Raw genomic sequence first — 25,927 nt, 5'->3', positions numbered from 1 at the left:
ACTGATGTACTGATTTTAGATCTTTTTTTCTGAATTCAACTAGGTAGTCAAAGATGTTTGCGGGAATGTCAGGCTATTTAGACATCCAAGTTTCACGAATAAGTGGCTATGGAGCTTATTTTGTTAAATAATATGGTTTTTAATTCGGGTGCTGATTCAATTCTGCGGGCACTGCACAACTCTCTGGCGATTATCGAATTTGATTGTCAGGGTAATATCTTAGACGCGAATGATAACTTTTGTTCAGCTGTAGGGTATGAACGAGATGAGATTGTTGGCAAACATCATTCAATTTTTGTCGATCCGGTAGAAGCGGCTAAACCTGCTTATAAAGAGTTTTGGGAATCTCTAGCGGCTGGAAAACACGATTCCGGTGAATATAAGCGGTTTGGCAAGTCTGGGAACGAAATTTGGATTCAGGCGACATATAATCCTGTGTTAGGGCGCACAGGCAAGCCGGTAAAAGTTGTTAAATTTGCGTCCGACATTACAGCAGCTAAGTTTAAAGCAGCTGAGAATGATGGGAAGATCAACGCTATTTCACGCGCGCAGGCTGTTATCGAATTTGAAGTTGATGGGACTATCCTTACAGCAAACGAAAATTTCTGTGGTGCGGTAGGATATGATCTAACTGAGATTAAAGGTCAACATCACCGGATGTTTGTCGATAAAGAATACGCCAACAGTGCTGAATATAGTGATTTTTGGAAGAAACTCGCTGCAGGTGAATTTGTTGCAGGTGAATTCCAACGATTTGGCAAAGGTGGGTCTGAAATTTGGATCCAGGCTTCATATAACCCGATCTTCGACGTAAGCGGTAATGTTGTTAAAGTCGTAAAATATGCGACAGATATTACAGGACGCGTGCATGCGGTCAATACAATTGGCGCTGCATTGCGTGAATTATCTGACGGTAATTTACATCAGAGTATCAATGATAAGTTTATTCCAGAACTCGATAGTTTACGTGTTGATTTTAACCAGACATTGCGTAATTTGAATGAAACACTAGCTCGCATTGGTCATAATGCGCAGGCAATTGACGGTGGATCACAAGAAATTCGCAGTGCTTCAGATGAATTATCAAAACGCACTGAACAACAGGCTGCTGCCGTTGAACAAACAGCTGCTGCGCTGGAGGAAATCACTGCAACAGTGAGTTCCACAGCCCAATTAGCTGGCGAAGCTGGTGAATTGGTCAAGACCACTAAGAATGAAGCAGAACGCTCAGGTGAGGTGGTAACAAAAGCTGTGTCTGCGATGTCGGATATTCGAGATTCATCTGATCAGATCGCTGATATTATCGGTGTCATTGATGATATTGCTTTCCAAACAAACTTGCTTGCGCTTAACGCTGGTGTAGAGGCGGCGCGTGCTGGTGAGGCAGGTAAAGGCTTTGCCGTAGTTGCACAAGAAGTGCGTGAATTGGCACAACGTTCTGCGACAGCTGCGAAAGAAATTAAAGAGTTGATCACACGTTCAGGTGGCCAGGTGCAGTCTGGTGTAAACTTGGTGGCAGAAACTGGTGAAGCATTAAAGTCTATCGTTAAGTTTGTGACTGAGATGAACGAACACGTGCATAAGATCGACGACGCTGCACAAGAGCAAGCAAGTGGCCTAAAAGAAATCAACCGTGCGGTGAATTCGATTGACGAAGGCACACAACAAAATGCGGCAATGGCTGAGGAAGTCACAGCTTCAGGCCATACTTTGTCTCAGGAAGTTCAGGAGCTTAATGCGCTGCTTCGTGAATTTAAGCTAAGCGGCACTGGTTCAACAACAGTAGAACATTATAAAGCTGCATAGATAAAAGATAGTTTTCTTTTTAAACGAACGCATGGTTGGATAATTAGTCCGCCATGCGTTTTTTATTGTTCTCACTTATTATTTTAGCTGGGAGATGAGTTGCTATATCTCATTTGCTAGTTTACCAAAAGCCGACTTTATTGATGAGGCTTATGCATGCGTGTCCTACATGTTTACAAAACATCTTTCCCAACAACTGTTGGGGGTATAGAAGTATTCATTGATAACTTATCCAATCATACCAATGAATTGGGGGTTGAGAATACGGTTTTGTCTCTGGCTGATATTCCTACAACGAAAACAGTTCCTGTAAACACGTATGATGTGGTCCTGGCAAAACAATCATTTTTTGTTGCATCTACCGGGTTTTCCTGGTCAGCTTTCAAACAGTTCCGCGAGCTTTCAAAAAAAGCTGATATTATTCACTTCTATTTTCCAAATCCATTTGGAGATTTGCTGTATCTTTTATCTCCCAAAAATAGGCCATGTTTGATCACCTATCAGAGTGATATTATCAAGCAGAAAAACTTGTTGAGAGTATACAGACCCTTGATGAATTACTTTCTTGGCAAAATGGATAAAGTGATTGCTACATCACCAAAATATTTAGCCAGCAGCAGTATATTACAGTCCTACAAAGATAAAATCGTTACAATCCCAATTGGTATACCCAAACCTGAGATCACCGATACAGTCCAGACCAAGATTTCAAAATGGCACGCCAAATTGCCAGAGAAGTTTTTCCTCTTTGTTGGGGCTTTGCGTTATTATAAAGGGTTGAAACACGCAATTGAAGCTGCCGCACAAACCAATATTCCGCTGGTTATTGCTGGTGGTGGTGGTGTTGAGGAAGAACTAAGAGCACAGGCCAATGAACTGGGTGCCGAAAATGTTCATTTCTTAGGTTTTGTATCTGATGATGACAAAATTGCACTTCTTGAGTTATGCCGCGGTTTTATTATGGCGTCTCATCTTAGATCAGAGGCTTTTGGTATTTCGCTGCTAGAAGCAGCTGCGATGGGGAAGCCTCTAATTTCGTGTGAAATAGGTTCAGGTACAAGTTATATAAATGAACACGAAACAACTGGTCTGGTTGTTCAGCCTGCATCTTCTAGCGAATTGGCAGAAGCGATGACAACAATTTTCAAAGATGATGATCTTGCAGCGCGTTATGGTAAAGCGGCAGTCGAACGGTATGAAACAATATTTACCGCTGAAACGCAGGCGCAAAGATATTATGATGTTTATCAGGATATGCTGAAATAGGGTACAAACTCGTTAGGTTTAAGTCTCATGATCAAACTTGGTATTGATGCCAGATCTTTATCGCGCCCAATCACCGGTGTGGGACGATATACTTTTGATATGAGCCAACAACTTGCGTTAAATTCGGATATTGAGCTGCATCTTTATAGTCCCGCTCCAATTCTTCCGCAATATCGCAAGCCATTTCAAAACGCCAATATTCGAGAATTAAAGATACCGGTTAATGGTCTATTCCAACAGATTTGGGGTGAAACTACTCTGCCATTTTGGGCTTACAAAGATGATATTGATATTTTATGGGGGCCATCGCACCGCCTGCCATATATCAGTCCGAAAAGTTGCAGCACTGTTGTGACAATTCACGATATGGTTTGGAAAATGGCAGGTGAAACGATGAAGGCTGGCTCCAAACTTAGAGAACGTATCCAAATGCCATCTGTAGTCAATTCGGCTGACTGCGTGGTTGTTTCATCAAAGGCTACTATTAAGGATCTCAATACCTATCTTAATGTTCCAATTGATAAAATGAACCTGGTTTATCCAGCTATTGATATCAATTTAACACAAGAAATCCCAGCACAAATTCCTGAGATAGATGACATTATCACATCGCAAAAATATATCTTGTTTGTCGGAACCTTAGAGCCCCGCAAAAACATCAAACGGCTTTTGGAATCTTATTCAAAATTAGATGCGTCGGCGCGTAATGCCTGTCATTTGGTTATTGTCGGTGGCATGGGCTGGGGCGAAAAAAACTCGATGAGATTGTTTCCAATTACGGATTAAATGACTTTGTTCATCTCATGGGTTATCTTGATGAGCAATCGCTCCAATACCTTTATAAAAATGCGTATATCTTGGCGATGCCTTCGACATATGAAGGATTTGGATTACCAATTGCCGAAGCCATGAAATATGGCGTGCCGGCACTTGCTGGAAACAATTCCTCGCTAATTGAAGTCGTTGGTGATGCAGGTTTACTTGTTGATGCGCATAGTGTTGAAGCGATATCGAACGGATTATCTGAACTCATTTCCAATAATGAACTTTATAAATCAAAAATGGCAAATACCAGTGCTCAATTACAAAAGTTCGAAGCAAAACGCTCCGCAAAAGCGCTTTATGATGTTTTTAAAAAGGCAGTGAAAAGCTGATTTTAAATATTGTTGTAGGTTTTAATTGCAGCAACAGTTTTATCAACAAGTGCTTGCGCTGCACTAATGCCCTCAGCTTCAACATAACAACGCATTTCTGGTGCATTACCAGATGGTCTTAGGTGGATGATGTCGCCGTTATCGAGCTGTACGCGTAATCCATCAATGATATTGATTTTCGATACTGATCCAAACGCCTTAAAGAACTCATCACGTTTTGCTTCAGAGTTGGTGAGTTCTGCGACAAATGCCGAGCTAATTTCTGTTGGAAACTCTTGGATGCGGCCTGCATGGGTAATTGGCATGTTATAACTTGCAACAAGTTCTGAAAGGGGCATTTTTTGATCAATGCTCATCGATAAAACTGCTAGCATTGGCAAAACACAATCGCGAGTGGGTAGGGCGGTGATCGATCCAGCCCCCATCTCCGTATCGCTTGCAAGCAAGAAGCCGCCATTGGCTTCAAATCCAACAATCAGGCCACTATCTTTTAAAATTGCTTCATTGATAGCTGCAATAACATAGGGCGATCCCACACGCGTTTGATACACTTTTGTGTCTTTTATGTTTGAAATGCCAGAGTTTGAACTAACGGGTGTTGCGATTACAGACGCTCTTAAATAACTGCTGGCAATCAAGCCAAGTATATCACCCTTGATATAGTTTCCATTTTCATCCGACAATAATGGTCTATCACCGTCACCATCAGTTGACAAAATAGCATCAAGTTGATGTTGTTTTGTCCAGCTCTTCAAGTTTTCAACGGTTTCATCGCTCACAGCTTCTGTATCTACTGGGATGAACGTCTCAGAACGCGCCAGTGAGAAAACCGTTGCTCCAAATGCCTCAAAGAGTTCTGTTAAGATATCACGTGCAACGGAACTATGTTCATAAATACCGATGCGTTTTCCATTGAAATATTGATTTGAAAACAAAGATTTATATCGTTGGGTGAACTGTTGAACGGCTTCGTCGCGCTCATTTGATACATCGCTAAGATCGATATTTGATTTTAGATCATCTGTAGAAATCTGCTGCGCGTATTTCTGAATTTCCTGCTCATCTGTTTTATCAATTTCACCATCTGGACGATAAAATTTAATTCCATTTCGGTCAGCGGGAATATGAGAACCTGTTATCATTATGGAAGCTGCGCCATTGCCCATTGCGTAATATGCAAGAGCAGGGGTCGGCAAATCTGAACAATTTACTGGAATAAAGTTTTCTTTAAGGGATGCAATGATGGTTTGCTCGCAAATAAGAGGGCTTGAAGCTCGCAAATCATAGCCGATATAGATTTTTGAACCCTCTTTAGCTTTTCCACTATTTTTCAAGTGCTGAAGATAGCCGCGGACATATTTATCACAGGTGCCATCGGTGATTTCTTCCACAAGACCACGTAAACCGCTGGTTCCAAATTTTGCCGCCATAATATGACCCTTCAATCTTTCAACTCGTGCTTAGTCTAAGCCTTCAACTCTTAAATATTCAGCAAATGCACAAAGGACATGATAAAATGTGCTCGTTGGCATATTGGTAGAAACCACTCTTCCCTCGCTGTCGGTCGCATCATACCAACCACCCATTTGAGGGGTGTCTAAATATCTGTTGTAAATCTGATCAAGCATGCGTGAGGCTAGATTACCATCGACGGTCATGCCGTGTTCTTTTAGTGCAAGCGCTGCTTTTAACCCTTCCGTTTGGCACCACATTCGGCCGGTCGACGATAATTCGCTGCCGTCGTAACTCATTGTAAGTGCGACACTATCTGTTTTTGGATAATGTCCAAATGCCAATGCCGTTGCATAAAGCTTTCGAGCATATTCTTTAACGCTATCATCGCCACTAAGTGTTACATATTTTAATAGTAACCAAACCCATTCGTAATGATGCCCTGGCTCGACCTTATTGATGTCGTTATCCAACGGCACCCAATTTGCATCAAACATTTCATGAAGCCGCCAATTTTCATGATCAAAGAATTTCGTCTTAAACAGATCGATGATTTTTTTAGCGCGGTTTAAATACTCTTCATCACCAGTTGCATCATACCAAGCCAACATTGCTTCAAAGAAATGCATATGAGGATTTGCACGGCGAATATCTGATCCTCCTGGCGTTTCGAAATACCCGCCATTAACGTTATCAGCGAATTGCTTGTCCATGAATTGTAGCGTTTTTTCACCCCATTCTTTCGCAAGCGGGTTCTTTTGCGCTTTCCATAGTGCTGCAAATCCAAGCAGGACAAAACACTGATCATATGCGTCACGCGTATCATCCTGCACAGATCCATCAAGATTATAAAGATGGATGAAGCCGCCATCTTTATGCCAACCAGTTTCAATGAGTGTTTTCACACAGTGATCAAGCACCTTTTGATAGTCACCATCCCACCCAAGCATTTGGGCTTCTGCGTAGCAATAAATCTGTCGCGCAAGCACACGAAGACGTTTCTGTCCAAGGTCTACGGGCTTTCCAGCATAATCTAAGGCTTCGTGAACTCCGCCGTGTTTGTAATCAATACTGTTTTTAGCCCAATAAGGTAACGCTTGTTCAAAAATCCAATCTTGAACTTTTGTCTTATATGGAATCTGTTTACCAGAGGTATTTAATATCTTAGGTGGCCATGGTGTTTTGGAGATCATTGAGTGAAGATCTTTAACCAAAAAGCTCTTGTCTCGTGAAACAACCACAAGTGCATCGGGTTGAGAGACCACGACAACGTCATCAAGACCAGCTACTGCTACGGGTCGATCTTCAGCTCGTATGTAGCTGTTGCGAACTTCGGTCGTCACAACATCGCCGATAATAACATTGCCTTTATTGGTCTGCGGTGAAGCTTCATGGAGCTGGCTCCAAGAACCAAGGTCGCTCCAATCAAATGCGGCCTGAATAGTTCTAATCTTTGCCGCATGCTCCATGATGCCGTAATCGATCGATATCTTTTCACATGCATTAAAATGTGACTTGTCCAGATAAAGTTGTTTCCCGATCTGTTCGCCTTCATTCACAGCACGTGAAGCAGATGTCCATATATCCATTTGTTGCCGCTCAAATTCAGCTGCCATTTCACCGGCTTTGAACATAAATATACCAGCGTTCCAAAAGAATGTTCCAAGATCCAGATAAGCTTTAGCCGCCGCAAGATCGGGCTTTTCGCGAAAACGTTCTACGTCATAAATCGGTCCGGTCCCTTGGGCACGCTCGATGTAACCAAATTGCGTCTCAGGATGGCTCGGTTTGATACCAATTGTCATGATACCACCATCTGCTTTAACAGCGTGAGCTGCTCGATTAATAATCGATCTAAAACCTTCGACATCCGCCACATGGTGGTCAGACGGTAAAATTAAAACAATTTGCTCTGGATTATTGATCGCAATATCGCAAATCGCTGCTGCAACCGCGGCACATGTATCTCTCATACACGGCTCTAGAATAAACTTTTCAACCTCAACACGACTTGCGTTGCTTTGTTCTGCAATTATACCTTCAAAATTCGCCGCACCAATAATGCGGGCAGGGGCGTAGATTGAACCAGGAACAACACCACTTACGCGTTCAAGCGTATTGCATAACATTGTTTTTGCGCTGGCGAGATTATGAAACTGCTTTGGAGAAGATTTGCGCGATAAGGGCCATAAACGACTTCCTGAGCCACCACATAAAATAATTGGAAGCACACTTTGTTGTGTCTGTTTTGTGTCCATAACATGCCTCTCTATATGCGGCTAATTTTGTCGTCAAATCATTGACCAAAACTGATACCAGAACTTTGTTAAGATTATTATATCGTTTGATCACTATTGTGATGTGAGCATCCAGGTGAGCGTCTCGTGTAGTTCCCGCGCTTTTAAATCTGGGAAAAACTTAGATAATTTTGTTCTGTCGCCAATGAGTGTTTCCGGTTCACCCTCACGAACAAAAGCAGGATTGACCTCTACCTTAAGTTGATGTCCGGTTATCTCTGAACATGATTTTAAAACATCATCTAATCTAACAGGGTTATTGCTGCAAATATTGATTGTTTCACCAATTGGTGGGTTCGAAATAATATGTTCATACACATCGACCACATCTCTCACATCGCCAAACTCTCGGAAAAGATTGGTTGTTCCCATAGATATTTGAGATTTTTTAGATTTAAAATGTTCCACGATTTTTGGAATTACGAATTCCTCGGGCTGGCCTATCCCTGTGTAATTAAACGGTCTGGTGATAACAATTGGAAGCTTATTTGCCCATAAACCAGCCATGAGTTCCATTGCATATTTGCTCACCGCATAATCATTACCAGGTTTAATCAGAGAATTTTCTGCAAGCACACCGCCGTCTTCACTCGCATAAACATGGGCAGTACTGGCAAGAACAACACAGGAAATATTCGAACAATTTTTTGCGATCGATTCAAGAAGATTACGGCTACCAATGAGGTTTACTTTGTAAAAATCCTCAACAACAGAATGGCGTGCATTCGATATTCCTGCGAGGTGGATGACCGCCTGTGGATCAAAATCTGCGATTTCTTGATCTAATTCTTGCAAACTATCCAGTTTGCTAGTCGATGGGCGCGCGTCATGACCAAGTTCGAGCAGACGCGCCAGTAAATACTTGCCCGTAAACCCAAACCCTCCGGTGACCAATATGCGCATTCAATCTCGCCTTCAAATTTTAGAATGAATAACCATTTTGGTTGCGCCTTAAATCAGCATCCACCATCATTTTACAAAGATCTTCAAGAGACGTTTTGGGTTCCCATCCAAGCTTTTCCTTCGCCTTGGCAGGATCACCAATTAACAATTCGACTTCTGCAGGTCGGTAGAATTGCGGATTGACTTTAACAATGGTTTTACCAGAGTTTGTATCCACACCAACTTCATTTTCAGCGGAGCCATTCCACTCCAAATCGATGCCAACAGCAGCGCAAGATAAATTTACGAAATCTCGAACGGTCTCTGTTCTGTTTGTAGCGAGAACGAAGGTATCAGGTTCGTCAACCTGGAGCATGCGATGCATTCCATCAACATAGTCTTTTGCAAAACCCCAATCTCGTTTTGCGTCCATGTTGCCAAGTTCTAGGAGCTCTTGTTTACCAAGTTTTATCCTTGCAACAGAATTGGTAATTTTACGCGTTACGAATTCTTGTCCTCGAAGAGGAGATTCGTGATTAAACAAAATACCACTCGTACCAAAAATATTATAGGATTCTCGATAATTAATCGTCATCCAATGCGCGTATAGCTTTGCAACGCCGTAAGGGCTTCTTGGATAAAACGGGGTGGATTCACGCTGAGGTATTTCCTGAACTTTACCAAACATTTCCGATGTCGAAGCCTGGTAAAAGCGGATCTTTGGGTTAATTATCCGAATAGCTTCCAAAATATTTACAACGCCAACACCTGTGATCTCAGCGGTTGTGATGGGTTGATCAAACGACACGCCGACAAAGCTTTGCGCAGCCAAGTTATAAAATTCATCAGGTTGGGCCTTTTCGATCAGGCGAATCGTTGAAGAAAGGTCCGTTAAATCATATTCTACAAGTTGTAGATTTGGGTGATCTAAAATACCTAATTCGTCCATACGCCAGAAATTTGTAGAAGCTGCGCGGCGGTATGTTCCAAATACCTTATATCCTTTATCGAGCAACAATTCTGAAAGATAGGCTCCATCTTGACCGGTGATACCCGTAATAATAGCTGTTTTCATCTGTGTACGTAAACTTTTTGCTTCGTTAAACTAGGGCGGATAAATATGCTCATATTGAGTTTGGGTCGAGTCTTATTTTTTACTATACAAATTTTAAGACAGCCTAACGATGTATTTCGCCCCTCAATTATTATGAAAAGTCAATTTAGAACGGCAATCACCGCTTAATAACTCAAACCTTGATTTCCATACCCAAGGTTCTACGATTGACCCTTTTAAAATGATGCGTTCTGCTGTAACGGTACTTCAATTTTAGCCTTGTACTATAATGAAGCAATTATGCCGTCTGAAACCTACAATAATAACCCATCTAAATTGGTTGCAAATGAAGTAACAACCGATCGATTAATACAGTGGTCAAATTTGCCAGATGATAACAAAACAGCGCAAGGAAACGATAGCACAGCAGTCATTTTGGGGTACTACAATGGCAATGAATACATTGATGAACAACTCCGCTCAATATTGGATCAATCCCATTCAAACTTAGACATATTCATTTCAGATGATTGTTCGAGTGAGGCATTGAATAAGGATAATCTAGATTTAAGCTCATCAGATGAAAAACGTATTTATTTTGGCAACCAGATAGAAAACCGGGGTTTTGCCAAAAACTTTCTAAGTGCATTGGGCAGTATTGATGATGCGTATGAGTTTTATGCCTTTAGTGATCAAGATGACATTTGGTTTTCAGATAAAATTTCAAATGCTTTGAGGATAATAAACCAATATCCAAAAGATACTCCCGTTCTTTATTGTGCAAGGACGATAATCACAGATGAAAATGGGTCAAATGAACTTGGTTCGTCGCCAGACTTTTTAAAACCTGTGGATTTTCCCAACGCTTTAGTACAAAGCATAGGTTGTGGATGTACAATGGTGATGAATAGAGCAGCTCGCGATTTAATCGTAATAGCATCCAATGATGCAAAACCTGTTTCTCATGACTGGTGGTGTTATCAAATTGTATCTGGGGCTGGCGGTCTTGTTTATTTTGACAAAGCGCCATGCATGCGTTACCGACAACATTCAACCAATGTGGTTGGGCTGGATAATGGCTGGAATGCGCGGTTGTTGCGGTTACAAAGAATGTTTGATGGGAAGGTACGAGCTCAAAACAGTATAAATCTTGAAGCGCTAGTGAAGATAAAGCATTTGTTTACAACTGAAAATCAACAACGCCTGGATGATTTTGTGTGCGCGCGTAATTCAACTTTATTAAAACGGTTATTTCTTTTTAAAAAGTCAGGAATATATCAACAAACCCTGTTTGGAACTTTAGGGTTAGGTCTGGGTATATTATTAAATAGGATTTGAATAAATGAGTATTCTGGTGACAGGTGGGGCTGGTTTTATTGGCTCGAATTTTATAATGGATTGGCTTAACAATTCCGACGAAACTGTTATCAATTTAGATGTGCTCACTTATGCAGGAAATTTGAGTAATCTTGCTTCGCTTGAAGGAAGCAATCGATATGTGTTTTCTAAAGGCGATATTGGCGATTCAGACAGTGTTAAAGAACTACTTGAACTTCATAAGCCACGTGCAATTATAAATTTTGCTGCTGAATCACATGTTGATCGTTCAATTCATGGTCCTGAAGCTTTCGTCCAGACCAACATTCTTTCAACCTTTAGACTACTTGAAACCGCGAGAAATTATTGGAACGATCTCGACGCCAATGTCAAAGCTGATTTCCGCTTCTTACACGTGTCGACAGATGAAGTTTACGGCTCTTTGCAGCCAGATGCGCCGGCTTTTAAAGAATCCAATCGCTACGAGCCAAATAGTCCTTATAGCGCAAGTAAGGCTTCGTCAGATCATATGGTTAGAGCTTATCATCACACATATGGTTTGCCAGTTCTAACTACTAACTGTTCAAATAATTATGGACCATTTCAGTTCCCTGAAAAGCTAATTCCACTGATTATCCATAATGCTTTAGCGCATAAACCGCTTCCTATTTATGGTGATGGGTTACAAATTCGTGATTGGCTCTATGTCGGTGATCACTGCAGCGCAATTAGAGCTGTGCTCAAAGGTGGGCAAGTTGGCGAGGTTTACAATGTTGGTGGATTGAATGAAAAGACCAACTTGGAAATTGTAACGACATTATGTGATATTCTTGATGAATTGCGACCGATCAAGTCGGATGCATCAATTTCTAATTATCGCGACTTAATCACCTATGTCACCGATCGACCGGGTCATGACAGACGTTACGCGGTTGATGCTACGAAAATTGAAAAAGATCTCAATTGGCGTCCTGCTGAAACATTTGAAACTGGAATTGTTAAAACTGTTAAGTGGTATCTCTCTAATTCCGACTGGGTTGACCAAATAATCAGCGGTGACTATCGGCAGTGGATTGAGAAACAGTATTCATGAGAATTCTTCTGTTTGGTTCAAATGGACAGCTTGGAAGTGAGTTAGTCCAAACTTTGCCTTTGTTGGGTGAAGTCGAAGCTTGCGATCGAAATATTGTGGATTTAACGGACGTGGGTTCTATTGAGAATAAAATTTCCATGTTTGGTCCGGATATTATTGTTAATGCAGCGGCATACACGCAGGTGGATAAAGCAGAAGAAGAACGTGAAATGGCCCATTTTATTAATTCACAGGCTGTGAAGGTAATGGCGCAAAAAGCTTCTTCCTTAGGAGCATTGTTTATCCATATTTCTACAGATTATGTTTTTAACGGCAAAAAATCTGATCCTTATATAGAAATTGATGATGTCGATCCCATAAATCACTATGGGTCAACCAAACTATCTGGTGAGCAGGAAATAACAAGAAGCGATTGTGATCATTTGATATTCCGCACAACTTGGGTCATCGGAACACATGGCGGGAACTTCGCAAAAACTATATTACGTTTGGCTAAAAGCCGTGAAAGTTTAGGCGTAATTGGTGATCAGTATGGTGTACCAACAACACCAGCATTAATATCAAGAGTTATTTCAGATGCTATTCAGGCTCGCAAGGCACTGGCGAGTTGGCCAAATGGCATTTATCATCTGACCCCTGAGGGTAAAACCAGCTGGTTTGGCATTGCCAAAAAGCTTTTATTGATGGCGGAAGATTTGGGCGTTAATTTGAAAGTAACAGCAGCTAATCTCAAAGAGATCACCACAGATGAATATCCTACTCCGGCAAAGAGACCATCAAACTCCTTACTGAAGACTGACAAGCTTAATGCGTGTCTATCTTTTGATCTGCCAGATTGGGAAGAAGAATTTTCAAAGGTCGCGCAACATATAATTAGGAAAGAATTGCAACATGAAACGTAAAGGTATCATTCTCGCTGGCGGATCTGGAACGCGACTTTATCCAGCAACCCAGGTTGTTTCAAAACAACTATTGCCGGTTTTTGATAAACCGATGATTTATTATCCGTTGACGACACTTATGTTGGCTGATGTGAATGAGATTTTAATTATCTCAACACCACAGGATACGCCGCTTTTTGAACGTCTGTTGGGTGATGGAAGTCAATGGGGTCTTAAGATTGAATATGCCGTGCAACCATCACCGGATGGGTTAGCGCAAGCGCTGATTATTGGCGAGGAGTTTTTGGATGGAGCCCCGTCTATACTCATACTTGGCGATAATATTTTTTATGGCCATTCACTACATGACAAATTAGCTGCTGCTGGTCAAAATGAAGGATCCACAGTATTTGCCTACCATGTGACGGATCCAGAACGCTATGGCGTTGCTGAATTTGATGAAAATGGCACTGTTATAAGTATTGAAGAAAAGCCCGTTTCACCTAAGTCGAACTATGCGGTTACTGGGCTTTACTTTTATGATTCTCACGCACCGGAATACGCTAAAACAATCAAACCATCTGAGCGTGGTGAGCTTGAGATAACCGAACTTAACAATTTGTATTTGGAAAAAGGTCAATTATCTATCGAATTGATGAACCGTGGATATGCATGGCTCGATACCGGCACACATGAAAGCTTAGTTGAAGCGCATCAATTTGTGCAAACTATTGAACATCGCCAGGGGCTAAAAATTGCCTGTCCTGAAGAAATTGCGTTTCGGAAGAATTGGATCACCAAAAGCCAAGTTGTGGAACTTGCAAAACCTATGTTAAAAAATCGCTATGGTCGTTACCTCATGCAAATAACAGAGGATGTTGAGTTTGAAGGTCGTTGATACAAACATTCCAGACGTCAAGATTTTTGAACCAAAGGTATTCGAAGACGAACGCGGCTTTTTCCTTGAGAGTTACAGCCAAAAGATTTTTGAAGATGCCATCGGTCGAGAAGTTACTTTTGTCCAGGATAATCATTCGAAATCTAGCCAGGGTGTGCTCCGAGGATTACATTATCAATTGTCACCCAATGCTCAAGGCAAACTTGTTCGCGTAGTTCAGGGCGCTGTATTTGATGTTGCAGTTGATATTAGAAAATCATCTCCAACTTTTGGAAAATGGGTGGGCGAGACACTTTCTGCGGAAAATAAAAAGCTATTTTGGATACCGGAAGGCTTTGCGCATGGCTTTATAACCCTGACTGAAACAGCAGAATTCTTGTACAAAACAACCAGTTATTATGCACCCGAGAGCGAAGGGGCCTTTCGCTGGGATGATAGCGATGTAGCTATTGCTTGGCCTAATGACATAACACCTATTCTATCTGAAAAAGATGCAGCCGCTGGCAGTTTTCAGGACAGCATGTTGTTTGAATGACATCGTTGAAGAACCAGGATAATATAAATAGCGATGCTGATCTTTAGTTCTTCAAAAATTCCACCAAATTATTTGGTATCTCTGCGAGCGAAATGCTCGCTTTGCGCAATGAAATCAGTATTTCGATAATCTGGTTTGCCATACATGAGTGGCTTGCCATCTTTTGCAACTACCTGGCCGCCGGCAGCGCGAAGTACTGCATCTCCTGCACCTGTATCCCACTCCATGGTTGGCGCAAATCGTGGATAGACATCTGCTTCGCCGGCAGCAACTAAGCAAAACTTAAGTGATGAGCCGATTGATACTGTTGTTTCAATTCCATGGTCTGCAAGCCAGTTATTGGTAACTTTATCGCGATGGGATTTTGATGCAACAGCGGTGACACCCGATTGTGGAATGTCTCGTACCGATATATCAGTGCGCTTTCCATTGTGTTCTTCAAATACAGGACCATCTTTGCAACCCACAAATAATCTGTCTAATGCCGGCGCATAAACAATTCCTAATACTGGCTCATTGTTTTGAATGAGGGCGATGTTGACAGTAAATGAACCTTTACCATCCCGGGCTAAAAACTCCTTAGTGCCATCTAAAGGATCCACCAGAAAAAACTGCTCGGGCGCATCAAGCTTGTGGCTTTCACTGTTCTCTTCTGAAATGATCGTAATGGATGGCGCGATTTGTTTTAAAACCGGAAGAATACATTCTTCTGCTGCTTTATCCGCCCGGGTAACCGGTGAGCCATCGCTTTTATGCTCAGTGTCAAAGTCATCAGATTTATAAACATCCATTATTACAGCACCTGCATCGCGAGACGCCTGGGCTAATGGTGGAATTAACTCACTTAGGATCATTTATTTACCTATATTTATTTCAACGACACTGGATTTTTAAACAGTTGAACGAACCAGTTATAATAGTTTTAAAACTTCTTTGCTGAGAGTTTTGATTGGCTGAGTGCCATCAAGATGAAGTTCTGGTTTAAGAGGCGCTTCATAAGCACTATCAATGCCTGTGAAGTTTTTAAGTTCACCAGCTCTTGCTTTTGCATATAGGCCTTTTACGTCTCGTTGTTCGCAAACTTCCAACGGTGTATCGACAAACACTTCAATAAATTCACCGTCATCAATCAGTTTGCGTGCTAGTTCGCGTTCGGATCTAAATGGAGAGATAAAGGATACGATCACAATCAAACCAGCGTCGGCCATGAGTTTAGCAACTTCAGCAACGCGTCTGATATTCTCAACCCGATCTTCATCAGTGAAGCCTAAATCGCTGTTTAAGCCATGACGCACATTGTCTCCATCGAGTACGTAGCAGTGTTTGCCATCTTGATAAAGCTGGCTTTGAACCGCATTGGCCAAACTTGATTTTCCTGAGCCGGAGAGCCCTGTAAACCATAGCACCCTTGGCTCTTGGTTCTTTTGTATCGCACGCTGTTCTTTTGTAATATCGATAGACTGGAGATGTAGATTTTCAGAACGTCTTAGTGCAAAGTTCAGCATGCCCGCACCAACTGTGGCGTTTGTAAATCGATCAATTAAGATAAACCGGCCAAGGGCAGGTACATCTTCAAAACTATCAAAGACAATTGGCGTATCAGTTTCGATGTTTACTTTGGCAATCTCGTTTAATTCCAACGTTTTTGCCGGTTCTTTATCATATGTATTCACATTGATCTTGTGTTTAATTACTAGAACAGACGCGTTTACATGACGGGTTCCAATTTTCAGGATGTAATCTCGGCGCGGCAACATAGTATCTTCGCTCATCCAAACGAGATCAGCTTGGAACTGGTTTGCCATTTCCGCACGGTCTTTAAGGGCGCAGATAACATCACCGCGGGAAATACCTACCTCGTCATTAAACACGAGCGTAACGGCTTGACCCGCTTGTGCTTCATCCAACGAATTTTCATAGGTCACGATGTCTTTGACCGATGTTGTCTTAGCAGACGGCAAAACCACAACTTCATCATTCTTGGCAATTGTGCCGGATTGAATTGTTCCTGAAAAACCTCTGAAATCTAAATGTGGACGATTGACCCACTGAACCGGGAAACGGAATGGTTCTTTGACCATATCCGTTTGCCTTAAAGACACTTCTTCAAGATATGCCAATAAAGGAGGACCTTGATACCACGGCATCGCCTCCGACGAAGATGTAATATTATCTCCGTTAAGAGCTGAAATTGGAATTTCAAAACAATTTTCAATATCAAGGTAGCTGGCAATGCTGGCAAAATCAGCGCGAATACTTCTAAAACGTTCTTCGCTGTAGTCCACCAAATCCATCTTGTTAATTGCAAGCACGATATTTTTAATGCCAAGTAGAGAGACTAAATAAGCATGTCGTCTTGTCTGAGTTAAAATGCCTTGACGCGCATCAATAAGCAGAATTGCAAGGTCTGCATTAGATGCACCTGTGACCATGTTTCGGGTATATTGCTCGTGACCTGGGGTATCGGCAACAATGAATTTTCGTTTGTTCGTAGCAAAAAAACGGTAGGCTACGTCAATCGTAATCCCTTGTTCTACTTCAGCTTGAAGGCCATCAACGAGCAGCGCAAAATCAAGATTATTCTGACCCGTTGTGCCATGTTTTGACGAAAGTTCGTCCAGAGTAGCGATTTGATCCTGAAACAACAGTTTTGAATCGTAAAGAAGACGACCAATAAGCGTTGATTTACCATCATCGACCGAGCCACATGTAATAAACCGCAGCATGCCACCAGATGTTTCTGCAAAAAGGGAGGATGTCATTAGAAATAGCCCTCCAGTTTTTTCTTCTCCATTGAAGCGGATTGGTCCTTATCAATCAGTCTACCTTCTCTTTCAGAAGTCGTGGCCAATTGCATTTCTTCAATTACTTTTTCCAAGGTATTTGCTTCACTTTCAATCGCTGCTGTTAATGGATAGCAACCAAGCGTGCGAAACCGCACAGACTTCATCATCGGTTTTTCACCCGGTAAGAGACGCATTCGATCATCATCGACCATAAACAACTTGCCATCGCGCTCAACAACGGGTCGTTCTTCAGCAAGATAAAGTGAAGGAATGGAAATATTTTCGGTGTAGATATATTGCCAGATATCAAGTTCGGTCCAATTTGATAGTGGAAACGCGCGAATTGTCTCGCTCTTGTTAATTCGAGTATTGTAAAGATCCCACAGTTCCGGACGCTGATTTTTAGGATCCCAGATGTGGTTTTTTGCACGAAACGAAAACACACGTTCCTTTGCGCGAGACTTTTCTTCGTCCCTACGGGCACCACCAATTGCAACGTCATATTTACCCATATTCAGGGCCTGTTTGAGCGCTTGGGTTTTCATAACATCTGTGTATGCGGAACCATGATCAAACGGATTGAAACCTTTATCAATGCCTTCTTGATTGGTGTGAACTGTGAGTTTTAATTTATACTTCTCGGCAACTTCATTTCGAAATTTGATCATTTCAGAAAATTTCCAAGTCGTATCGATATGCAAAAATGTCATCGGCGGCACAGATGGATAAAATGCTTTTAGAGCCAGATGTAATAGAACGCTGGAATCCTTACCAATTGAATACATCATTACTGGATTTTCCATTTCAGCGATCGTTTCACGCATAATGAAAATGGCCTCAGCTTCTAATTGATCAAGATGTGTTAATGATCGAACCATAAAGGTACTCCAAATAATTGTATTTAAGGTAGAGCTTCCGAATAGCGGATTTACAATTTAATAAATTTCGTAACGCTCTATTATGATACTGCCGCCACGAAATAAAGAACTAAATCAATGATTATTGATAAGTTTTACAAATTAACGTGGTTGCAAACAACATTATCTAGTTAGGTAACTCTATTCTGCTTATTTCGTCTTCATAATGAGTTTGAATTAATTCACCCACGAGTTTTGAATACCCCATCGATAAATGATGGCGATCATAAGCGAATGGTTCGCCATATGCTTCCACTCGACATGACTGAAGTTCATGATTTGGGCATAGCATTCCAATACGATCTATATAAAGATAATCATATATCTCAGTATTATCGAGACGGGTGTTATCCCGCTCTTTTGTTGGAAAAGCACTTACCGTGTCAGGATGAAAACATGCGCTCGGCTGATTGTTGATATTTGCTATTTCCGCACAATCTTTCCGTGTATTGATAAATCCACCCATCACAATAAGTTTGGGTGCTTTTTTAGAAATAGCTTTCGATGCAGATGTCCCATTTTCCATCATTTGGTTAATGATGTTCCATAAATTAATTTTGTTTGGTGCATAAGGTTGGTTGGCTGAATAAACAATATGGCTAACAATACCACTTTCTATTAGTTCATTTAGATTGGAGGCGCGCTCGTCACATTTTCGCGCGGTCGTATCATCTAAAATTTTACCGTTTTCAATTCTTGTTTTACAGCCATTTGTCGTGCCAAAGCTAATAAGATTTACATCAGTATTTGCGTTAAATATTTGGTGGAAGCTGTTATACCCATCTGGCTCATGAGAATTACCAAATACCAAAATTTGAGTATTTCTGGTTAAATCGCAACGGGGGGAATTTAATTGTAGCAGGTTACATCCTTTACGGATAAGTTCAAACCGTCGTTCCTTGCCTTGTTTGACCATTTGAGCATTATAAATGGCGTTTGTCCGCCACGGCAAAGACGAAGCAGTGTGCAGAATATATCCAAATACCGCAATGGAAACTGCAATAAATCCAAATAGTGTAATTTCGGTTTTCGTTGGCCAACGTTGAAAAAGCGAAATCTGAATGCGATTGACGAATGGTTTTAAACCATGTCGCCGAATTGGATTTTCAATGAAGTAGTGAAGTAAACACGCCAAGGCAAAGCTGGTTGTCATCATGAATGAAAACTGCCAGAGCGGCGCATTATCAAACAACTTATGTGCAAAGACCCATAACGGCCAATGGACTAAATACAACGAATAGGAAAGTTGTCCGATCCATCTGAAAAGGGCATTTTCTAATATTAGCTTTGATAAGGGATTGTTATAAAAGAATATAAGCAATGCAGCGCCAAGACAAACAAGCACGCCGAGTTGAACATCTGACCATAGATTACCAGATCCCAAAAAGGGAAGGGGTAAGAATAACGCCACTGAGAATAGGCTAAACCCTAGTATAGAGCCAACTAAAGCAAATGTAGGCCTGATGGAACTACTATTTGCCCCATCCTCTCGAGCGTTCCAGATCGCAAAACACAATGCACCAATCATGAACTCGTAAATTCTAAAGGGCATCCAGAAAAACACTGTTGAAGTTTTGTCAGCATCAAAATTACTGCTTAGCCAGATAATGCATAGCGTGAGCGAGCCTAAAAGAAGAATTGACGGGAGAAAAAATCTTATCCGTGACCAACCAAATAGCTTCATTGAATATGCTAATAAGAGCGGCCAAATGAAATAGAACTGTTCTTCGACACTTAATGACCAGGTATGAAGCAATGGTTTGCCCTCGCTGGCCGTATCAAAATAACCTGCTTCAAACCAAAATAGTATGTTTGAAAGACTAAAAATTGTTGCAGCTAATGCCCGACCAAAACTTGCTAATTGCACCGGATCAGCAAAAAAATATGCAGCTAACGCGGTGAAAAAACATGTCACGGCTAAAGCTGGGAATAAACGCCTAACGCGACGTGTAAAAAACCTTTTCCATTGCAAGTGTCCAACCGCTTGAAAATCACTTACAACAATTCGAGTAACCAAAAAACCACTGATGACGAAAAATACATCGACACCCAAAAAACCGCGTTCAAAGCCGTAAACTTTGAAGTGGAACAGCAAAACCACCAACACCGAAATGGCTCTTAGTCCATCAATATGTTTGAAATATTGTGTCATGTGATGTGTGCCGAATCTATTCTAAAACGGCATTGTTTGTTTTGCCTGATCCAAAAATTGAGCTTTGACTTTTGAAAGATACTCATCTTGGCTCTCTGACCTCTCCCAATTCAACGCGTTTTCATATAGTTCGATAGATTTTTTGTAGTCAGCGTGCTTTGTTATTTTGGTGTTGAGCTCGTTTTGAGCAACTTTTGATGAGTTAATTTTCTTTTCAAAAACGTCCAGAGAATAATCGCTGTGGGCCTCACCTAAAAATGCGAAAATATCCTGCATGAGCGCCGCAGGATCCTCACCAATTCGCTTGAAATCCAATAGATATACTTTGTCTTTTCCCGCGGCCATTTGAAAATTATATGCATGTAACGTGTGATGATACCATTCTTGAAACGCAGCATCCAAATTTTTGTTTACACCACCGGCTTTTTCAAACTCCTCCAATGACCGAACAACTTCATAAGGTGTTCTTAAATTATGGATAAAACGAGCCTGTGGAAACATCTTGCTCAAACCCCACAAAAAATATGAATTTGCGGGCGTCCCATCAATCCACCTTGATTTAGGGTCATCTACATTTCGAAGAAGCTGAAAATTCGATTTGCGTTTATCACTATTTTGTATTTCAAGCTTTTGAGATTTTTTGTAATCCCCGTAAACTTTTGCACATCTGTGTTCAAATGCATCATTAACAATGCGGTTTACGCCATCACCAACATTCTCCATAAAAGGCTCTAGCGGGTAATCAACGTTTGATAGGTGAGAGAATTTACCCCGTTCAGATCCCTTTTTCCATGCATTATAAGAACCCAGCGCATGGACAGCTAACCAAGCTGTTTCTGGCATTGGTTGAATATTGGGATGTTGGCCAATTGCCCATGTCAAGATGGACGTGCCCGATCGTGGTGCACCAATTATAAAAATAGGTTTAATCGGAGGCGTCATAACTTGTTTCTTTCATGGGATAGTGGAGTTTAATGGTAAAATTTTGTCTTGATATTAAACTAAAAGGGTTTTGATAGCTTACTAGCCACGGTTACTTTTGAATGAGTTTTTTAACTTTAGAATACTCTTTCCTAAATCGAAGGGGAGGTCGGATAATTTCGGAGAATTTCTCCGTTCAATTTCTTCCAAGAATTGTTGTTGGATTAATTGAGATGCATCTTCAGTGCTTTGTCTGCTTTTATCATTTAGTATCTCATCATATAACTGAGCTAATTCTTTGAACCCTTTGTGAGATTCTATCCTATCATTGTGCTTTTTCGCATCGGTTTCAGATGAATTTATAACCTGACCAAAAACATCGTTAGCATCATAACATTCAGTTTCACCCAGGAATGCAAATACATCATTGAGCAAAGCTTCTCTATCGCTCTTGATTCTTTTAAAATCCAATAAAAAGACTTTTTGCTTACCTAAAATAGATCGCAGATAGTGAGCTTGTAGCGTATGTGACTTCCAAGTATGCATTGCTTGGACCATATTCATTGGCTGTCCACCTGCCTTATCAAATTCAATCAATGACTTAATGACATCACGTGGTTGCCGAAGGTTATGAATAAACTTAGCATCGGGAAAAAGTTTCAACAGACCCCATAGATAAAAGCTGTTCATTGGAGTGCCATCAACCCAACGTGTTTTGGGATCATCAACCGATCGCCGAATATGCATCCGCTTTGAATTAGACGAATTTTTAAAATTCAGTTTGCTTCCTGATTTACGATAATCACCGTAAAATGCTTCACAACGCGCTTCGTAAATATCATTTACGATGTTGTGCACACTTTCAGCTTGGCGCATCATAAATTTGTCTAATGGCCAATTCATATTTGATAAATGAGAATATTTACCGCGCTCACTGCCTTTTAACCACGCGTTATACGCCCCAACGGCTTGTTCTGCGATCCAGGCAGTTTCAGGCATTGGTTGAATGTTAGGATGCTGTCCTATGGCCCAGGTCATTATTGATGTTCCAGAACGTGGCGCACCAATAATAAAAACTGGTTGCGAAACATGCTTTGGATTATCTTTATTGTTAGTCGTCATGGGTCAAGAAATTCCAATGTAAAGCTAGGAGCTCTTTGCAAGTTCTAAAATTTTTGCAAGTTTGTGCTTAGAATCGCCAAAACCGAAAGCAATTTCGCTGTATTTTCGAGCGTTTTCAGACACGTTCGTCCAGCGTTCCTCATTATTGTAAATATCATAAACAATTTCCGCGAACCTTTCTGGATCATCGGATGCCAGCATAATGTTATCCAAAGCTTCATTTGGTGGTAAACCTTCAAAAGCTATTGAAGTGCCAACGACTGGCACACAATTACTCCAGCTTTCAGTTACCTTACCTTTAAGTCCCGCGCCAACTTTCAAAGGAGCGACAGTTATTCGGCACTGATCAAAAAACACGTCTAAATCTTCAATGAAACCCAAGTTTTGCGCAAAATCAGAAGCTTCAATTTTCTGAGCGATATCATCAGGCATGTTTGACCCCCCAACAAACAAAGGTATCGGTGGCAGACCATTTTTTTCGCACAAATCTAATACTTTAGGCCAAATTTCATCTATCAAGAACTCGACTGCGCCCAAATTTGGCGCATGATTATAACCTCCAACAAATCCAGCGCCAGAACGTTTTTCAAATTCTGGGAAATTACGTTCTGTGTGTTTATGAATGAGAGGCAATACGTCTATGTTGTTGCAACCCTCGACATTTTGCAAAATATCTAGCTCTTTTTCGCTTAAAACAATTGTTCTATCTGATAGAGCTATGATTTGGAGTTCTTTTTTCTTCGTATGATTGGCTTTCTTTAGCATACTTTTGTTGCCGTTGAGTTCTGCTTCTCGCGTCTCTCGCAAATAATGCAGATCAACTGTGTAGAAGATAACGGGAACACTCGGCAGTAGTTTCTTAACTGTTTGAATTTCATCAGATGCAACAGAAACCCTCGATAAAAAGACAAAATCAAATACTTCATCTGTTCGCAACAAATAATCTTGTACGCCGGTAAAATGAGGATAATAAATGCAATTAATACCAATTTTTTGTAGGTTCTTTGTGTATTGTCCACCGAAAGCGAAATTATCTTGCGGTATAAAATGCACTCTATATCCAAGTTCCGATAAAGCGGACATCATATTAATTGCATTGACAGATCCAGCATCTTTATCTGGGGTAGGGGTTTCGGCATCGATGAAAAGAATGTGACCTTTAACTGTTCTGTCACGTGCCACGTTCGGTGTAGTTCCATTCTCTAGATGTTTATCGAGTACCGAACTCCATATTTCTTTGAACTTTTTCTGGTTGATAACCTGATGTTTTTTAATACCGGTAGAAAGGTCTGTTCCTGACGAAACACCCTCAAAATGAATTACCTCTGATAATGGTTGATATAGGACCCGATAGCCAGCATTGCGCGCTTCGAAACATAGACTGACGTCCTCGTAATATGCTGGAGCAAAACTAACATCAAAGCCTTCAAACTGTTCAAATAGTGCTTTTGGTATCATCAAGGATGCACCTGAAACATAATCCACATCACGCAAATAATTGAAACTTGGGTGATCAGGCGATTGTAACTTACCTACATTCCATCCGGATGCATCCTCCCAAATAATGCCGCCTGCTTCCTGAAGCATCCCGTTTTCGTAAATAAGTTTGGAACCCGCAACACCAACAGTATCATTTTGATCAAATGTATCTCGTAAAGATGTCAGCCAATTTTCCCGAACAACTGTATCATTGTTTAGAAATACTAGATAATCACCTTTTGCCAGCTTAGCACCTGCGTTGCAATTTCTTACAAATCCAAGATTTACATCATTGCGACAATATCGGACACCGGGAATATTTTGAATAATTGTTTCAGTTGCATCGCTTGATAAATCATCCATGACGATAATTTCAAACGTATATTTATCGGATTGATTAACCAAACTCTCCAGACACATAATCGTATATGAAAGCTGGTTATATACCGGTATAATAATGGAAATATCCGGACTTGGATGGTCCATAAATTCGATCTTGTTGGCGCGCGCCTGAATGTCAGAATTAGAACTCGGTTTTATGACAGCCTCTAGTTCAGAGATTCTCGGTTGCCTCAATATTTTTAGACGCCGTTTTGCGAGCATTAATCGTAATTGAGCGACCATTTTGTTTTTAACCGAAGCCGGCAAAGGCAACAATCTGAATGTTGTTCTAAATATTGATTTTGCCAACCGAACCAGCACAGCCTTAAAACTGTGTTTGTTTATTTTGCCAGTTTGATTACGAAAGGATGTAAATAAAGATTTTAAAGTTGAAAAAATATTTAAATCTGAACTGGTATTTTCAATGCCCAATTCCAACTTTTTAATTTCTTTGCGAAATTGAATATTAGATTCTTGCTGATGTCGTTCTGATCTGAAAGACCTGCGTTGCGCAGAATCTATCTTCTGTTCCAGTAGTTTTTTATCCTGTTGGTTTTCTTGAATTAGATTATCTATATCGTCTCTACTGACTCTAGTTAGTTGCTCAATATCACGATAAAATTTATCCATATCTTGTTTTAGCTTATCGTTTAAAGCTTTCTGATAGCTTAAATTCACTGAGGTTAGGCGATATGTTTCCATGAGATTCATTTCATCATGAAATGATTGCTCAGATACCTTAAATAGGTCTCGGGACTTATCTTTTAAGATGATATCAGGAACTTCTGTTAATTTGTCATCAGATAACAAATCGTCATATAACTTGCCGATTTTAGAATATCTTTCGGTAACGGGTCGCTTATGAACAAGAGCTGCATTTACAGTATTTTTTGATCCTGCATGTTTTTCTTCACTTATATCAAAAAACGCAGTGAGCTCTGATTCAATTGTATCTGGATCATTAAGAAACTTTTCAAAAAATACTAAGCAGTCTTTTTCACTACGATTTTTTCTGCGAAAAAGCATGTCCATATAACTATGACATAAATACATACCCCATTGAGGCTCAATACCGTTTCTTATCAACAATGAACGGGATGTATCTTCTGGATTGCGAACAACGTCGATATGTTTGGATTTCAAATCTAACTGTTTTACGACATCATCCCAGATTGGCATTAACATAACCATCCGAGGATCTTTTATGATCATGGGTTTAGTTGTTACAAATTCTTGCTGCACAATCTCACATAAAACGTCGACAAATCGTTGCTTCTTTTCCTCAGGGACATTTTCCCAAGCAATATTATGTGGTCGATCCCAAGAAACTCGAAATTCCTGCAAAATTTTGTCGTGATATTCTACCAGTTTCCAATTTTCAAAAAAACCGTAGGGGTTATCACTTGCAGCTGGCATGACACTTATCCCGATATCCCCACCGAGATTTACAAAAAGAGAGGCAACGCTTGATGTTCCCGATCTATGCATCCCGTTAATGAAAAATATCGAATTATTTTTTTTGAACTCATGATGC

Annotated in this window: 18 protein-coding genes and 1 pseudogene; 8 read left to right on the top strand and 11 right to left on the bottom strand. The window is 40.8% G+C overall.

The genetic code is table 11. The annotated features are described in order from the left end of the window. Window positions 1–132: 132 nt before the first annotated feature. The 3 genes and pseudogenes from ACZ1GZ_RS12305 to ACZ1GZ_RS12295 form a co-directional block, all read left to right on the top strand. Window positions 133–1,806 carry a methyl-accepting chemotaxis protein gene (locus tag ACZ1GZ_RS12305; RefSeq protein ID WP_472668298.1) on the top strand — a complete coding sequence of 558 codons (1,674 nt, stop codon included), beginning with the start codon at window positions 133–135 and terminating at the stop codon, window positions 1,804–1,806. A gap of 156 nt (window positions 1,807–1,962) precedes the next feature. Beyond that, complete coding sequence (locus ACZ1GZ_RS12300) at window positions 1,963–3,072, top strand: glycosyltransferase (protein ID WP_472665168.1); 1,110 nt, start codon at window positions 1,963–1,965, stop codon at window positions 3,070–3,072. Window positions 3,073–3,099: 27 nt separating this feature from the next. Further along, window positions 3,100–4,215, top strand: a pseudogene (locus ACZ1GZ_RS12295) (glycosyltransferase family 4 protein); the annotation flags it as partial. 13 nt (window positions 4,216–4,228) lie between these two features. On the opposite strand, the gene ACZ1GZ_RS12290 reads toward ACZ1GZ_RS12295, so the two are convergent. From ACZ1GZ_RS12290 to gmd, 4 genes are all read right to left on the bottom strand, one after another. Then, the gene (locus ACZ1GZ_RS12290) at window positions 4,229–5,656 is read right to left on the bottom strand and encodes a phosphomannomutase (RefSeq protein ID WP_472665167.1); all 1,428 of its coding nucleotides are present in this window, start codon (window positions 5,654–5,656) and stop codon (window positions 4,229–4,231) included. A gap of 30 nt (window positions 5,657–5,686) precedes the next feature. Next, entirely contained in the window at window positions 5,687–7,936 is a 2,250-nt protein-coding gene (locus tag ACZ1GZ_RS12285; protein WP_472665166.1) for an AGE family epimerase/isomerase, read from the bottom strand. Between the two features lie 93 nt (window positions 7,937–8,029). Further along, window positions 8,030–8,878: an NAD-dependent epimerase/dehydratase family protein gene (locus tag ACZ1GZ_RS12280; protein WP_472665165.1), complete on the bottom strand. Its 849-nt coding sequence runs from the start codon at window positions 8,876–8,878 to the stop codon at window positions 8,030–8,032. Between the two features lie 19 nt (window positions 8,879–8,897). Beyond that, window positions 8,898–9,932, bottom strand: a complete 1,035-nt coding sequence (gene gmd, locus ACZ1GZ_RS12275) for a GDP-mannose 4,6-dehydratase (protein ID WP_472665164.1) — start codon at window positions 9,930–9,932, stop codon at window positions 8,898–8,900. A 279-nt stretch (window positions 9,933–10,211) separates the two neighbouring features. Here gmd and ACZ1GZ_RS12270 point away from each other — a divergent pair, with 279 nt between their 5' ends. From ACZ1GZ_RS12270 to rfbC, 5 genes are read left to right on the top strand one after another with little or no spacing between them, the layout of a single operon-like run. Next, window positions 10,212–11,249, top strand: coding sequence for a glycosyltransferase (locus ACZ1GZ_RS12270; protein ID WP_472665163.1), 1,038 nt, complete (start codon window positions 10,212–10,214; stop codon window positions 11,247–11,249). 4 nt (window positions 11,250–11,253) lie between these two features. Next, the gene (gene rfbB / locus ACZ1GZ_RS12265; protein ID WP_472665162.1) at window positions 11,254–12,321 is read left to right on the top strand and encodes a dTDP-glucose 4,6-dehydratase; all 1,068 of its coding nucleotides are present in this window, start codon (window positions 11,254–11,256) and stop codon (window positions 12,319–12,321) included. Then, window positions 12,318–13,223: a dTDP-4-dehydrorhamnose reductase gene (gene rfbD / locus ACZ1GZ_RS12260; protein WP_472665161.1), complete on the top strand. Its 906-nt coding sequence runs from the start codon at window positions 12,318–12,320 to the stop codon at window positions 13,221–13,223. Before rfbB ends, rfbD begins: the two co-directional genes overlap by 4 nt. Next, the gene (gene rfbA, locus ACZ1GZ_RS12255) at window positions 13,213–14,100 is read left to right on the top strand and encodes a glucose-1-phosphate thymidylyltransferase RfbA (protein WP_472665159.1); all 888 of its coding nucleotides are present in this window, start codon (window positions 13,213–13,215) and stop codon (window positions 14,098–14,100) included. The genes rfbD and rfbA overlap by 11 nt, the downstream gene beginning before the upstream one ends. Further along, window positions 14,087–14,635, top strand: a complete 549-nt coding sequence (rfbC, locus tag ACZ1GZ_RS12250; RefSeq protein WP_472665157.1) for a dTDP-4-dehydrorhamnose 3,5-epimerase — start codon at window positions 14,087–14,089, stop codon at window positions 14,633–14,635. The genes rfbA and rfbC overlap by 14 nt, the downstream gene beginning before the upstream one ends. Before the next feature lie 68 nt (window positions 14,636–14,703). Here the strand turns inward: rfbC and cysQ are convergent, their stop codons facing one another. The 7 genes from cysQ to ACZ1GZ_RS12215 form a co-directional block, all read right to left on the bottom strand. Next, complete coding sequence (gene cysQ, locus ACZ1GZ_RS12245) at window positions 14,704–15,489, bottom strand: 3'(2'),5'-bisphosphate nucleotidase CysQ (protein ID WP_472665155.1); 786 nt, start codon at window positions 15,487–15,489, stop codon at window positions 14,704–14,706. A 57-nt stretch (window positions 15,490–15,546) separates the two neighbouring features. Next, window positions 15,547–17,397 carry a sulfate adenylyltransferase subunit CysN gene (cysN, locus tag ACZ1GZ_RS12240; protein WP_472665154.1) on the bottom strand — a complete coding sequence of 617 codons (1,851 nt, stop codon included), beginning with the start codon at window positions 17,395–17,397 and terminating at the stop codon, window positions 15,547–15,549. After that, window positions 17,397–18,299, bottom strand: coding sequence for a sulfate adenylyltransferase subunit CysD (gene cysD / locus ACZ1GZ_RS12235; RefSeq protein ID WP_472665153.1), 903 nt, complete (start codon window positions 18,297–18,299; stop codon window positions 17,397–17,399). The genes cysN and cysD overlap by 1 nt, the downstream gene beginning before the upstream one ends. Window positions 18,300–18,465: 166 nt before the next feature. Next, window positions 18,466–20,490: an acyltransferase family protein gene (locus ACZ1GZ_RS12230; RefSeq protein ID WP_472665152.1), complete on the bottom strand. Its 2,025-nt coding sequence runs from the start codon at window positions 20,488–20,490 to the stop codon at window positions 18,466–18,468. Window positions 20,491–20,511: 21 nt separating this feature from the next. Next, on the bottom strand, window positions 20,512–21,432 hold the full coding sequence (locus ACZ1GZ_RS12225; RefSeq protein WP_472665151.1) for a sulfotransferase family protein: 921 nt from the start codon (window positions 21,430–21,432) through the stop codon (window positions 20,512–20,514). 81 nt (window positions 21,433–21,513) lie between these two features. Then, entirely contained in the window at window positions 21,514–22,533 is a 1,020-nt protein-coding gene (locus tag ACZ1GZ_RS12220; protein ID WP_472665150.1) for a sulfotransferase family protein, read from the bottom strand. Window positions 22,534–22,557: 24 nt separating this feature from the next. Further along, window positions 22,558–25,809 carry a glycosyltransferase gene (locus tag ACZ1GZ_RS12215; protein ID WP_472665149.1) on the bottom strand — a complete coding sequence of 1,084 codons (3,252 nt, stop codon included), beginning with the start codon at window positions 25,807–25,809 and terminating at the stop codon, window positions 22,558–22,560. Window positions 25,810–25,927: the final 118 nt, after the last annotated feature.

Source organism: Lentilitoribacter sp. JB5-8, assembly GCF_055693385.1.
This window is presented reverse-complemented; position numbering and strand designations above follow the sequence as displayed.

Bases quoted from the DNA above. Each gene is read 5' to 3' on its own strand.
- ACZ1GZ_RS12305 (WP_472668298.1), top strand. From the start codon at position 133: ATGGTTTTTAATTCGGGTGCTGATTCAATTCTGCGGGCACTGCACAAC.
- ACZ1GZ_RS12300 (WP_472665168.1), top strand. From the start codon at position 1,963: ATGCGTGTCCTACATGTTTACAAAACATCTTTCCCAACAACTGTTGGG.
- ACZ1GZ_RS12290 (WP_472665167.1), bottom strand. From the start codon at position 5,656: ATGGCGGCAAAATTTGGAACCAGCGGTTTACGTGGTCTTGTGGAAGAA.
- ACZ1GZ_RS12285 (WP_472665166.1), bottom strand. From the start codon at position 7,936: ATGGACACAAAACAGACACAACAAAGTGTGCTTCCAATTATTTTATGT.
- ACZ1GZ_RS12280 (WP_472665165.1), bottom strand. From the start codon at position 8,878: ATGCGCATATTGGTCACCGGAGGGTTTGGGTTTACGGGCAAGTATTTA.
- gmd (WP_472665164.1), bottom strand. From the start codon at position 9,932: ATGAAAACAGCTATTATTACGGGTATCACCGGTCAAGATGGAGCCTAT.
- ACZ1GZ_RS12270 (WP_472665163.1), top strand. From the start codon at position 10,212: ATGCCGTCTGAAACCTACAATAATAACCCATCTAAATTGGTTGCAAAT.
- rfbB (WP_472665162.1), top strand. From the start codon at position 11,254: ATGAGTATTCTGGTGACAGGTGGGGCTGGTTTTATTGGCTCGAATTTT.
- rfbD (WP_472665161.1), top strand. From the start codon at position 12,318: ATGAGAATTCTTCTGTTTGGTTCAAATGGACAGCTTGGAAGTGAGTTA.
- rfbA (WP_472665159.1), top strand. From the start codon at position 13,213: ATGAAACGTAAAGGTATCATTCTCGCTGGCGGATCTGGAACGCGACTT.
- cysQ (WP_472665155.1), bottom strand. From the start codon at position 15,489: ATGATCCTAAGTGAGTTAATTCCACCATTAGCCCAGGCGTCTCGCGAT.
- cysN (WP_472665154.1), bottom strand. From the start codon at position 17,397: ATGACATCCTCCCTTTTTGCAGAAACATCTGGTGGCATGCTGCGGTTT.
- cysD (WP_472665153.1), bottom strand. From the start codon at position 18,299: ATGGTTCGATCATTAACACATCTTGATCAATTAGAAGCTGAGGCCATT.
- ACZ1GZ_RS12230 (WP_472665152.1), bottom strand. From the start codon at position 20,490: ATGACACAATATTTCAAACATATTGATGGACTAAGAGCCATTTCGGTG.
- ACZ1GZ_RS12225 (WP_472665151.1), bottom strand. From the start codon at position 21,432: ATGACGCCTCCGATTAAACCTATTTTTATAATTGGTGCACCACGATCG.
- ACZ1GZ_RS12220 (WP_472665150.1), bottom strand. From the start codon at position 22,533: ATGACGACTAACAATAAAGATAATCCAAAGCATGTTTCGCAACCAGTT.
- ACZ1GZ_RS12215 (WP_472665149.1), bottom strand. From the start codon at position 25,809: ATGCCAGCTGCAAGTGATAACCCCTACGGTTTTTTTGAAAATTGGAAA.